Here is a 12,672-nt window from a genome sequence, read left to right on the forward strand (position 1 = left end):
AATGTTTGCAGCGGCCATTCGTCTATCAGGCGAGGGGCGTGTCTTTGCGCCCCGTTGATTTGCCGCCGGCATTTGCTGCCCGCATTTGCTGCCCGAATTTGTCTCCACATTTGTCACCGCGTTTGTCACCGCATTTGCCACCTGAATGCGCTGCATTTCACCGATCCATTGCGACCCACTGCGACACACTGCCGATGACCGCTGCCAACGAGCGCTACGACGCGCCCCCCTCCTCTTCTCCCTCAACCGCCGCGCGTGCCGCCGGCAAACCGGCCATGCGGCTGATCATTGCGTTGCTCAAGCGCTCGCGAGGCGCCTTCGCGATCGCACTCACCGCCTGCGTGCTGAACGGCATCGCCAGCGTGCTGCTCGTCGCGACCTTGAGCCGCGCGCTGTCGCAACCCGGCGCCGCCGACATGTCGCTTGCGATGCGATTTGCGTTATGCGCGGTGATCGCGCTCGTCACGCGCGTCATCACCGGCGTGCTGTTCGCGCGACTCTCGCAGGACACGATGGCGCAGTTGCGCGAGCACGTCGCGCGGCGGGTCGCCGAGGCAGAACTGCGCGACGTCGAACGGATTGGCGCCGCGCCCGTGCAGTCGGTACTGACCGACGACGCCACCAACGTGTCGATGCTGTTCTTCGCGCTGCCCAATCTCGTGATGCACGGCTCGATCGTATTCGGCTGCCTCGGTTATCTGGCGTGGCTCTCCTGGCCGGTTTGTCTGCTCGCGCTCGCCGCCATCCTGGTCGGCTCACTCGGCTATCACGCCGGCGACAAGCGGGCGATTGCCTCGCTCGAAGCCGCCGGCCGCTCGCAGGACAAACTGTTCGGCTATCTCGGCGCGCTGTTCACCGGCGCGAAAGAGCTGAAGCTGCACCAGGCCCGCTCGCGTCAATTCGTCGACGGTCAACTCGGCTCGGCGATCGACGAAGTGCGCGACCACCGGCGCCATGCGTTCAGCGCCTATGCGGTCGGGGTCGGCTGGATCGTGTTCCTGTTCTACGTGTTTCTGGGCGTGGCCGCGTTCTGGCCGGCGCTCGGCGTGCATGCCGATGCGCCGTCCGCATCGGGCTACGTCGTGGTGTTTCTGTTCATGCTGCTGCCGCTGGACGGCTTGCTGAACAACGTCCCGACGCTGAATGCCGCGCGCGTGTCGCTCGATCGCATCGAAAAGGTGATGAGCGAGTTCGGCGCGCTGCGCACCGCGCCGCCGCCGGATGAAAACGCATCGCACGCGCCGTACCAGACCCTGACATTACGCGACGTCACGCACGCGTATTTCCACGAGCGCGACGAACGGATGTTCCGCGTCGGACCCGTCAATCTGACTTTCAGGCCTGGCGAACTGGTGTTTATCGTCGGCGGCAACGGCAGCGGCAAGACCACGCTCGCGAAGGTGCTCACGGGTCTGTACGAACCGGAAGGCGGCACGATCGAACTGGACGGCAAGCCGATTGGCCTCGCCGAACGCGCCGCGTACCGGCAGCGTTTTACCGCCGTATTCAACGATTTTCATCTGTTCGACGCGTTGCTGGGCATCGTCGATCCGAACGCTGCGTCGCGCTCGCAAGCCGACGCCCGCGCGAACGCACTGGTCGCGAAACTGGCGCTCGACCACAAGGTGCAAGTGGTGAACGGCGCATTCTCCACGCGCGAGCTTTCCACCGGCCAGCGCAAACGTCTGGCGCTGGTCATCGCGTATCTGGAAGACCGGCCGTTCTACCTGTTCGACGAATGGGCCGCCGATCAGGACCCGCAGTTCAAGGCGGTGTTCTATGAACAACTGCTGCCGGAACTGCGCTCGCGCGGCAAGACGGTACTCGTGATCAGCCATGACGATCGCTACTTCCATCTCGCGGACCGCGTGTTGAAGCTGGATAACGGCAGTATCGTCAGCGAGACAATCGGCACTGCGCAAGCCGTGGAGAACACCGCCGTCGCAAACGGCACGCTGGGATAACTTAAGTCAGGTGAAGTTCATGCTGGGCGTGTCGACGCGAACGCCCAGCGCTGAGCGCGCACCACGGATGAAGCGGGCCGGCCAGCGACTAGCGGTCTTCAGCCGCCTGGCTAGCCGCCAACCTGGCCGCTTACTTGCTGGCGGACGGCGCCGGAAGAGCGAGCAGTGTCTCCGTCATCGTATCGGCCATCCGCAGCGCGGACATCGGCCCGCCAAAACCCCAGATATTCCGTTCGACGAGACCCACACGCCCCGCGCTGCGAGCCGGCACGAAGCGCCAGATGGGCGAATCGAGTTTGCTCGCGAGCGGCACACCGGGCTCGGTCGCGCTGACGAACATCACCGTGAGCTTCGGCTGCTTCAGTAGATCTTCCGACGTAACATACGACGTGCCTTCGCGCGTGGGTGCGGCGGGCCACAACTCGAGGCCAAGCGCCTGCGCGACGCCGGCCGCCGTGCTGTTACCGGTAAATGCCCAGTAACGGTCGGGCAGACCCAGCTCCTGCAACCACGCAACCTGTTCGCCCTGGCGGCCCGCTTGCGCGAGGCGTTGCGCGTCACGCGCAAAACCCGCATCGACCTTAGCCTCGACTGCCTGCGCTGCCGCCTCGCGACCGGTCAGGCAGCCGATGGTGCGGAGAATTTTTCGGCTCCAGTCGAGCTGGGTCACGCGGGCGCCGTCTTCGGTGAAGTTCGGGCCGTATTTGAACAGCACGGTGGGCGCGATTCGCTCGAGCGCCGCAAAGATCGGCGCATGGCGCAAGCCGACGCCAAGGATCAGATCCGGCTTCGCCGCCGCAATGGCTTCGAGGCTCGGCTCCTGGCGCGTGCCGATGTCCGGTACCGAGGCGAGGCGCGCTTCGTCGTAGCCGATCCACACCGGGTAGTACCCGGGGTCCGCCATGCCGACGGGCGTGAGGCCGAGCGCGGCCAGGTCTTCGGCAAACATGAATTCAAGCACGACAATGCGCGTGGGCTGCGCGGGCAACGACGGACTGGCTTGCGAGACGATCGGGTTGTCGGCGAGTGGTGTACAGCTTGACCGTGCGTGCGCGGCGGCGCGAACGGCCTTGGCTTCGCTGTTCTGTGCGAACGCGTGGGCGTGGGCGAGCAAGACAGCCGCCGCCGCGATGGCCGCGCCAACCCGCTTGAACCGTTGCGGTGACCTTGCGCGGCTCGTCAATGCGAAGCCTCCTGCAAGGCGATTTCCGCGTCGCTCATGGTTAACAGCAAGGGGCAGCGTCCACACAGTTGCGTCTCTCCAGGAATTTCATAACGTACGCAGCACACGCGCCGCGCGCTAAACGGATTCGGCAGGCTTGCAGCGCGGGGCGTGACTTGCCGCACCGGCATGCGCAGAGGATTGGCCTCGCCATTGGCGGCGAGCGGGCCGAAGAGCCAGGCGGCATCGCTGGTCAAATCGAATTGCGACGCGCATTGTTCGAACAGGTAATCCAGCAGATTGCCGGCATTGCTCCACAACACTCGCGGTGCGATTTTCGTCATCGCACTGAGCGTGGCGATCACCGCGTCCAGATGATCGACGAGCGGTGCGTAGCGGTCTGCCGGGTCGGTTGCGGGCGGTTGCAATGCGTCCTGCGCGAGATAGAGCGCGACGGGCAGGCCGCCCCGCAGCACCAGATGTGTCCTTTCCGGCGACAGATCGAGCGGACGGCCCAGCAACGCCGCGGCCACAAAGCCGGCGGTCGCCGCGAACCCAAAGTAATACTTGCTCCATTGCGAAAGCAAGGCACGTGCATGCGTTTCACGCTCACCGCCGTAGACCTGATGCATGGCATCGAGCAGGTCGGCGCGATAGTGCGCCAGGTCCGTTACGGCGATGACGACGGGCTCGCCGGTTTCGTCCTGCGCCAACGCCGATTCGCCACTCGCGTCGGGTACGCCGAGCCAAACATGCTCCAGATAGTGTGCGATCGATTCCGGCGCATGGGCCGCGAAGCACTGTGCGCAGAAATCGTCGCTCGATGTGGCGCTTAACGAATGCGCCGCTGGCCGTCTCACCGCTTGCCGTCTCACCGCTTACCCCGCTTCTCGCGCCGAGCCTCCCCGATCAGCAACGCAAGCAGATAAGGCGCGCCGATCAACGCTGTCAGCACACCAGCGGGAATTTCGCGCGGTGCCAGCAGTGTGCGCGCCGCGAGATCGGCGGCGACCAGCACCAGCGCACCGCATATGGCTGCTAGCCACAAACGCGTGCGATGCGTACGCGCCCCCAGCATGGATGCAAGATGCGGCGCCATCAAGCCGATAAAGCCGACCGGCCCGACCGCCGCCACCGCGGCGCATGCGGCCAGCGTCGCCACTGTCAGCACCAGCGGGCGCAGCACGCCAATCGGCAAACCGAGCGCGGCGGCCTGGTCATCGCCTAGTGCAAGCAGATCGAGCGGCCGCGCAAGCAGCGCGAACACCGGCGCGGCCAGCACGCACCACGGCAGGAGCGCCGTCACTTCACCCCAACTGCGTCCGTATGTGCCGCCGACCAGCCACACCACGAACCGTGCGGGTTGCACGCTTTGTTGCGTGATGAGCCATTGAGACAGCGTGGTCCAAAGCGTGCCGATGACGATGCCGGTCAGGGCGACAGCCAGCGGCGCGTAGCGATGCCGCCGATTGAGCAGGAGCGTGAGCGCCAGCGTCACGCCGCCGCCCGCAAGCGAGGCAACCGCCAACGTCGAATGTCCAGCGAGCGGCCACGCGACGAGCGCCGTAAGCGTGGCGAGGCCCGCACCTTGCGTCACGCCTAGCACTTCTGGCCCGGCAAGCGGATTGCGCACGATGCTCTGCATCAGCACGCCGCTCGCCGCCAGCAATGCTCCGGCGAGCAACGCACAGACGAGCCGCGGCAGGCGCAAATCGAGTAGCATGCGCGCGAGTTCATCACGCTGATCCAGCACGGCTAACCAGCGATGCACATCGATCGTGGTCGGTCCGAACGACGCACCGGCGCAGACGACGAGGACGCCGAACATCAGCAAGACCGCCGCCGTCAGCGGCCATGGCCACGCATCGAGCATCCGCACAAAGCGCGTCCCGGCGCGCACGGCGGCGCGGTCCTGGCCAGCAGGCAACGCACCCGACCACGCCGCGCCGCTGCGAATCATCGCCAGCATCAATGGCGTGCCGACGAAAGCGATCGCGACGCCAGTCGAGAGAGTCGTGTCGAGATCGAGCGCCAGCACCGCGCTATCGGTGCACAGCACGAGCGCGCCGCCCACCAGCGCGGACAACGGCACGAGCACGGCCAGGCGCGAGGCCTTCGCGCCACGCGCCTGGCGCAGCAGATTCGGCGCGATCAGGCCGACATACGACAGCGGTCCCGCCACGCTTACCGCAACGCTCGCGAAACCCACCGCCACGACCATCGCCGCGAACCGGGTCGCGTCGACGCGCACGCCCGCCGACGCGGCAGCGTCGTCGCCGAGTGCGAGCGGGTCGAGCGGACGGATCACGAAGGGCAGCGCAGCGAGCGGCAACACGAGCCAGGCGGCCGCGATCTTCAAACCCGCCGCGCCCGGTTGATAGAGACTGCCGCTCGCCCACAGCGACATGCCGACAATGCTTTGCTCGAAAAACGCGAGAATCAGCGTGGTGAGCGCGGAGAACAGCAGCATGCAGACGCTGCCGGCAAGCACGAGCCGCAACGGCGTCGCACGCCAGCCGCCGGCCGCGGCGGCCACGCACGCGGCGGCCAGGAGGCCGCAAACGAACAGGAGCGGCACCGACGCCACGCCCGCCAGCGACGGCACGAGCATCGCGGCCAGCAAGCCGAGTTGAGCGCCACCGGTGATCCCCAGCAGATCCGGCGAAGCCAGCGGATTACGCGTCAGTGACTGAAACAATGTGCCAGCCACGGCGAGGCAGCCGCCTGCGATCAACGCCGCCAGAATGCGCGGCGCGCTCAGGTCGAACAGCAGAATGCCGGCGAGTTGCGCGGCGTCGCTGCCCGCGGGCGCGGCGAGCCACGTGCGAAAACCGGGTGCGAGGCGCAATGCGGCCACCACGACGATCAACGCGACGAGCGCGCCGCCGATCATTGCTGCGCGGCTTTTTAAGGGCGCGCGCCAGCCGTCGATTGAAGACTCGTGACGGCGCAGCCGTTTGCGCGCTGCAAGCGTGGTCATGCGGCAAGGTCCTTGCCCGTCGACGCGGCATCGCTCAAGACCTCGTCGTCGAATCCAGCGCTGACCATATCCGCGGTGTTGTCCTCGTATGCCGGCACGCACATCGGCGCACCCGTGTGCGGATGGGCGATCTTGAGCATCGGCACACTGAAGGTGTCGCTCAGATGACGTGGGTCGAGCATCGCATCGGGAGAACCATGGGCGATGATGCGGCCCGCCCGCATCAGCACGATTTCGTCGCTGTAGGCCGCCGCCTGATTCAGGTCGTGCAGCACCCAGACGATGGTAAGCCCGCGTTCGCGATTCAGGCGCCGCAACTCCCGCAGAATGTCCAGTTGATGATGGATGTCGAGGTACGTGGTCGGCTCGTCGAGCAACACGATCGGCGCCTGCTGCGCGAGCGCCATCGCAATCCATGCCCGCTGGCGTTCGCCGCCCGAGAGCGTGGCGACGTCGCGCGCGGCGTCGTCGGCGAGTCCGCTCGCGACGAGCGCTTCGTCGATGGCCGCATGGTCCGTGCGCGAAAGTCCACGCAGCCAGCCACCATATGCGTAACGGCCGTACGCGACCAGCTCGCGTATGGTGAGCCCGGAAGGAATCTGGTTGAACTGCGCAAGCATCGTCAGCGTGCGTGCCAACGCACGGCGCCGGTATGAAGCGAGCGGCTTGCCGTCGACTTCAACGCTGCCGGAAAGCGCCGGCTGCAAACCGGCGAGCGTGCGCAGCAAGGTGCTTTTCCCGCAGCCGTTCGGTCCGCACAAGGCGGTGACGCGGCCGGCCGCGATTGTCAGGTTCAAACCGTGGAGCACGACATGATCGCGGTAGCCGACCGTCAGCGAATGCGCCGCGAGTGCCGCGCCCTGCGATTTCGTCATGGCGCGGCCATCCGCTGCCCGCCCTCGATCCAGTCCGAACCAGCGTCTTTGCCGTGGCCTTCGCTATAGCTCTGCGCCATCGCCACGACCACCTTGCGCGGCCCCTCGAACGGATCGCGGGCGTGCGCCGTCAGCATGTTGTCGAGCATCAGCACGTCGCCCGTCAGCCATGGAAATACGATGCGCTGCTGATCGAGCACACCGCGGATCTCCGCGAGCGCATCCGCTTCGAGCGGCTCGCCGTCGCCGTAATAGACGTTGCGCGGTACGTTTTCAAGTCCCACCGAATCGATCAACGCTTCCTGCATGTCTTCATCGAGCGACGAGAGATGGAACAGATTCGCCTGGTTGAACCAGACCCTGTCGCCGGTGCGCGGATGACGCGCCACCGCCTGACAGCGCTCACGCGTACGCAACAGCCGTTCGCCGTCTTCACTGTCGCGCCATTCGCAATCGATGCCACGTGCGCGGCAAATCCGTTCGACCACGCTCGGGTCGTCCGAACCGAAGGCCTGTTCCCACGGCAGATCGAGCCCTTGCCCGAAGTTGCGGATGTACAGCAACTCGCGCTTCGCAAAGCGCTCGACGAGCGCCGGATCGAGTGCGCGATAGATCGCGCGGCTGTCCGCAATCGGTGTCGCGCCGCCCGAACGCGCGGCGAGCGCGCAGTGGAACCAGATGCGCAACGGCCACTCGCGCGTATACGACTGCTCGTTATGCAGCGGAATCGAGCGATGCGGCGGATATTCCGTCGACGTGTACACCGCGCCCTCGACCTGACTCCGTGGCGTCGAGGCAAATTCATAACCGATCAACGGATGCCCGAACGAACCGGCAAAGCGTTGGAAGGCCTCGATCGAGGCTACGCGAAAACCGGTGAACAGCACGCCGCCGGCCCGTTCGAGCGTATCGTCAACGATCGCATGCAGCAGCGTCACCGCCTCTTCCAGTGAAATCTCCGCGCCCGCGCGCGGTGAGACGACAGTCGGCAGTCCCGGCTCGATCGACAAATCGGCGAGCGTGGGCAACGGTATCGAAAGCGTGGTCATGCGAATTCCTCTTGCAGAAGCGACTTGCCCCAGTGCGTATCCAGGCCGTCCCGATTACGATGCGCTCGCCTTCGAGGCGGTCCCGTCCATGTGACGACGCAAGCTGGCCGGACGCATGTCGGTCCACACGGCGTCGATATGCGCGAGGCAAGCAGCCTTCGGACCGCTCACGCCCACTTCGCGCCAACCGGCCGGCACGGCGCGAAAGGTCGGCCAGATCGAGTACTGCTCTTCGTCATTGATGACGACCGTATAGACGAGATCGTCCGCCTCGCCGGCGGCGGAAGGAGTTTGCTGTGCTTGCGTCATGATGAATGGCTCGGTCGAAGAATGGTCAGGAAGCTTCAGCGAAGCGCTGATGAACTACCCGGAACAGCGGCGGCGGCATCTCGCTCACCCTCCGCCTCTACTCAATTGACGTTTGACGTGCGCGCTTTTTTACCGCCGCCGCGAGCGGCCGCTGCAGAACGCGGGACCCGCCACGCCGCGATTGCAGGCGTCGAGACAGTCGGCGCAATGCTTTTCGGCGTCGCGCACCATGAAATGGACGAGCGTTTGCGAAACATCGAGGGCGCGTGCGGTGCTTTGCAGCGTTTCCTCGCGCAAGCGCACCATCTCGAACGCCGCGCGGCTGCGCGGCGGCAATTGCTCGAGTGCGTTGTAGACGTGCCGCAGCGTGTCGCGCACGAGCAGCGCCGCTTCAGGCGAAGGCTCCGGTGAGGGCACATGCAGGCCGTCGTCTTCGTCAGCGTGATAGGTGTTTTCGAGGCTCTGGCGGCGGAACGCATCAATCGACGCGTTGCGCACCATGCGGGTCACGTAGGCCACCGGTTGCCGCACGGCCTCCTGATCCGGGAAGTCGACCAGCTTGATAAAGACGTCGTGCACCACGTCCTCCGCCAGACTCGCGCAACCCACAAAGCCACGCGCGAGATTGACAAGCATTGGGCGGTTGGCGATCAGCACGTCGAGCAGCGCGCCCTTCTCCCGATCGACGGAACGGGCGTGACCGCGAGACCGCCGCGGACCCGGAGGACGGGCGTCGCCGATACTGAGGACAGGCATCGGTATCGTTGTTGAAGGCTCCTGCCGGACGAGCACCTCAGCCATAGATTCGCTCCGCATTTCTCAAGGAAGAGCGTCAATCTAACGTAAACGCGAATCATTCTCAATCAAGAATCGGAATAACCTTACAATCTCGATAGATTTGTCTGATGAAACGGTGGAGTTGCCTCAAGGACACGGCTCCTGCGGAGTGCGGCGTTGACTGCGGGCAGTCGGACGGTCAGAAGGTCCGTGCCCGGTGCAGAACATCACGCGGCCAGTGATCATCAGATAGCCCAGGCCGCCCTTGAAATGGAATTAACTTAGGCATCCATATCTTCTATCAGAGCACGCGAAACGGAACACAGTCGCGCAATAGTGGAAATCCCTCCCCACACCAACTCATCTCGGTCGACATTCTCTTCGTCACAACGCTTGACACTTTTCACGACGCATCATAAAGTTTGCCTGCAGATCTAGATAAGAGACTATCTGTAAGATGGTCTCTTGCGCGTGAGCGAAACGTAATCGCAAACGCACTCGCGATTTGCTCCGCGAACAGCACCGGCCTCTTACAGAAAAACTAAAGGAGACCGATTGTGCAAACGATCGCGATTAAGATTCGTGGCATTGACGATGTCATTTCATTCATCGATTCATGTTCAGGCATTCCCGGTAGAGCCGGCGTTATCTGGTGGCTCGCACTCGGCGGCCTGTTTCTAGACGCATTCTCCAATTCGGCTTTGAGCGCGGGCCTCGGGCCCATGACGCGGGATCTCCATCTCGGCGCGCCTCAAATTGCGCTCATGACGTCGTTTGCGTCCTGGGTTGCGATCGCCTTTAACCCGATCGGCGGCTGGATGGCCGATCGCTGGGGGCGCATCCGTCCATTAGTGCTAGCCAAATTGCTCGCGGTGATCGGCGCCGTGCTGGTGGTGTTCGCACCGGGCTTCGAAGTCATTCTGGCAGGCCGCTTCTTTGTCGGCATGGCCTATGGGATCGACTTCGCGATTGCGATGGCGATGCTCGCCGAGTTCACACCGGTCAAACTGAAGAGCCGCCTGAATGCATGGCAGGGCATGTGGTACACCGCCGTCTGCTCCAACCTGCTGCTCGCACTGCTGTTTCAATCGTGGCACGTCGGCGACTCGATCTGGCGCTATTCGGTGGCGGCAACGGCCCTGTTCGGCGCCGCGATCCTCGTGCTGCAACTGGTGTTTCTGGTCGAGAGCCCGATCTGGCTCGCGCGCAAGGAACGTCTGGTGGAAGCCGCCACCGCGATGAGCCGCATCTACGGGCGCCCCTTCTCTGCCGCGCCCGTCGAAGAGCGCGTGCCGGTGCTGAATCAGGCCACCCGTGGGCTCGCCAACGTCGCCCTGATCTTTCGCGGCATCTATCTGCCACGCACCCTGCTCGCCGCTACCGTTCAGGTCGGCCAGTCGATCCAGTACTTCGCGATCGGCTGGTATTTGCCGTTGATCAGCGCGGCGTTGTTCGGCAAGGATTTCGTCTACGCCACGCTCGGCGCATTGCTCTTCAACGTGTTCGGCATCTTCGGCGGCTTCATGTCGCCGGTCATCGGCAAGCGATTCGGCTTGCGGCGCGCTTCCGCATTCGGCTTCGCCGCGGTCTTCGTAATGCTGGTGGTACTCGGCCTGTTCGGCTCGAAAATGCCATTGTGGCTCGCGGTGATCGTGCCGTCGCTGTTCATTCTGTTTCACTCTTCAGGGCCCGGCGCGAACGGCAAGAGTCTTTCTTCGCTGTCGTTTCGCAGCGAGATTCGCGCGGGCGCCAACGGCGTGATCGGCGCGTTGGGGTCGATCGGCGCCGCGCTGGGCCTGCTGGTGTTCCCGCTTTTCCGTGAGCGCTACGGCCTCGACACCACCTTCCTGATCCTGGCCATCGTGCCGCTGGTGGCGAGCGTGATCTGCTTTGTCATCAAGTGGGACCCGACGCGCACCACCATCACCCCCGACAACGAACCCAACGCGCCGCAATTCAAAGGCGACGCTGAGCAAGCATCCGCATTCATGACCCCGGCAATCGAGAAATCCCAGCAATGACCCGTAATCGAAACGTTATTCTCGCCATCGACGAGGGGACGTCCGGCACGCGCGCGGCAGTCGTCGACGCAGACGGACAGGTCTCCTGTCTGGAGTATCTGCCGCTCAGTGTCGACAGCCCGCGGCCGGGCGTCGTCGAGCAGGACGCGAACGCCATCCTCGAGAAAACCCTCGCCGTGTGCCGCGCGACGCTGGCTCGCGCGGCAAGCGAGCAGTTGAACGTGGTCGCGTTGGCCATTGCGACGCAACGCGCCACCGCCGTGCTGTGGGACACCCACACCGGCCGCGCGCTGGTGCCCGCGATGGTGTGGCAGGACACACGCCACGCAAGCGAACTGGACCGGTTGGCCGCGAAGTGGGACAGCACATTGATTGAACGCGTGGGACGCCCTGCCGGCGTGCGCTCGCCCTATCTGTGGGCAGCCCATCACCTGCAAAAGACGCCCTCAGTCGTCCTCGCCCAGCGCGAGCGGCGCCTCGCGTTCGGCACCATCGACACGTGGCTGCTCTGGCATCTGTCGAACGAACGCGTTTGTGTGACGACGCCGACCAATGCGACCTCGGCGAGCGCCTACCTGCTGGCCGAGCACCGCTATTGTCTCGACTGGATCGATGCGCTCGGCTTCCCGCAGAGCCTGTTACCGGAACTTCGTCAGGATGCCGATGAATTCGGCCGAACTCGCCCTGAGGTGCTCGGCATCGACGTGCCGATTCTCGCCTGCGCCGGCGATCAGCTTGCGGGCGCCGTGGGACTGGGCTGTCTCGATCGCGGCCAGTCGATGTGTGTCCACGGCACCGGCAGTTTCGTCGATCTGCTGGTGGGCACGCAGATTCCTCCCGTAACAGGGACTTCGCACGACGGCACGCTGACGATGACCGCGCGCCGTCAGCACAACGTCTCGCATTATTCCCTCGAAACCTTCGTCGCGACTACAGGCTCGGCGCTGAACTGGATCTGCGAGAAATTGCACTGGTTCGATAACCCCGCCCAGATCAGTGCGCTCGCCGCGACGGTGAACTCGGCGCGCGGCGTGACCTTCCTGCCCGCGTTGACCGGTCTGCGCGTACCGCAATTGCAACCGAATGCGCGCGCTTCGCTGTGCGGCATTTCCATCGCGACGACACAAGCCGAAATCGCCTACGCGATTCTCGAAGGCATCGTGCATTCGGTGGCGTTGTGCATCGACGCGAACCAGGCGATCGCGGATGTCGAGGCCTCCGAACTGGTGGTCGGCGGCGGCCTGTCGGGCAGCGACACCCTGTTGCAGATTCAGGCCGATCTGAGCGGCATGCCGGTGCGGCGCATGCATGAAAGCGATCGCGCGAGCCTGCGCGGCATCGCGTTTCTCGCGGGTTCGTCGGGCTTGCTGTGGGATTCGTTGCAGCAGGCCCGCGCCACTATTGGCACCAACGCGGTGTTCGAGCCGTCAGCGGACTCAGGCGCGCGCGCGAAGCGGCGCGCCTCGTGGCAGGCAAGGGTCGAGGCCGAGCTTGCTCACGCAAGTGCATTTAATAATGGTTGCGGGGACTGAGAC

The 12,672-nt window shown here is 64.7% G+C and carries 10 protein-coding genes; 3 read left to right on the top strand and 7 right to left on the bottom strand.

Translation table 11 applies throughout. The features are described 5' to 3' along the window. Positions 1–194 precede the first annotated feature (194 nt). Entirely contained in the window at positions 195–1,964 is a 1,770-nt protein-coding gene (locus HWX91_RS23705; RefSeq protein WP_030099824.1) for a cyclic peptide export ABC transporter, read from the top strand. Positions 1,965–2,094: 130 nt separating this feature from the next. Here HWX91_RS23705 and HWX91_RS23710 read toward each other — a convergent pair whose 3' ends face one another. The 7 genes from HWX91_RS23710 to HWX91_RS23740 form a co-directional block, all read right to left on the bottom strand. Continuing rightward, positions 2,095–3,147 (bottom strand): ABC transporter substrate-binding protein, encoded by a 1,053-nt coding sequence (locus tag HWX91_RS23710; RefSeq protein WP_042274151.1) that lies wholly within the window; start codon positions 3,145–3,147, stop codon positions 2,095–2,097. Further along, positions 3,144–3,899, bottom strand: a complete 756-nt coding sequence (gene fhuF / locus HWX91_RS23715) for a siderophore-iron reductase FhuF (RefSeq protein WP_042274216.1) — start codon at positions 3,897–3,899, stop codon at positions 3,144–3,146. The genes HWX91_RS23710 and fhuF overlap by 4 nt, the downstream gene beginning before the upstream one ends. A gap of 98 nt (positions 3,900–3,997) precedes the next feature. After that, complete coding sequence (gene fhuB, locus HWX91_RS23720; protein WP_028195020.1) at positions 3,998–6,106, bottom strand: Fe(3+)-hydroxamate ABC transporter permease FhuB; 2,109 nt, start codon at positions 6,104–6,106, stop codon at positions 3,998–4,000. Further along, complete coding sequence (locus HWX91_RS23725) at positions 6,103–6,981, bottom strand: ABC transporter ATP-binding protein (RefSeq protein ID WP_028195021.1); 879 nt, start codon at positions 6,979–6,981, stop codon at positions 6,103–6,105. The genes fhuB and HWX91_RS23725 overlap by 4 nt, the downstream gene beginning before the upstream one ends. After that, positions 6,978–8,030, bottom strand: coding sequence for a TauD/TfdA family dioxygenase (locus HWX91_RS23730; RefSeq protein ID WP_028195022.1), 1,053 nt, complete (start codon positions 8,028–8,030; stop codon positions 6,978–6,980). The genes HWX91_RS23725 and HWX91_RS23730 overlap by 4 nt, the downstream gene beginning before the upstream one ends. A gap of 54 nt (positions 8,031–8,084) precedes the next feature. Next, entirely contained in the window at positions 8,085–8,339 is a 255-nt protein-coding gene (locus HWX91_RS23735) for an MbtH family protein (RefSeq protein ID WP_028195023.1), read from the bottom strand. Positions 8,340–8,468: 129 nt separating this feature from the next. Next, positions 8,469–9,140 (bottom strand): RNA polymerase factor sigma-70, encoded by a 672-nt coding sequence (locus HWX91_RS23740; RefSeq protein ID WP_081832957.1) that lies wholly within the window; start codon positions 9,138–9,140, stop codon positions 8,469–8,471. Positions 9,141–9,673: 533 nt separating this feature from the next. Here HWX91_RS23740 and HWX91_RS23745 point away from each other — a divergent pair. Then, positions 9,674–11,137, top strand: a complete 1,464-nt coding sequence (locus HWX91_RS23745) for an MFS transporter (RefSeq protein WP_028195024.1) — start codon at positions 9,674–9,676, stop codon at positions 11,135–11,137. Further along, complete coding sequence (locus HWX91_RS23750; RefSeq protein ID WP_028195025.1) at positions 11,134–12,669, top strand: FGGY family carbohydrate kinase; 1,536 nt, start codon at positions 11,134–11,136, stop codon at positions 12,667–12,669. The genes HWX91_RS23745 and HWX91_RS23750 overlap by 4 nt, the downstream gene beginning before the upstream one ends. Positions 12,670–12,672 lie beyond the last annotated feature (3 nt).

Source organism: Paraburkholderia fungorum (assembly GCF_902833645.1).
Lineage (GTDB): Bacteria > Pseudomonadota > Gammaproteobacteria > Burkholderiales > Burkholderiaceae > Paraburkholderia > Paraburkholderia fungorum.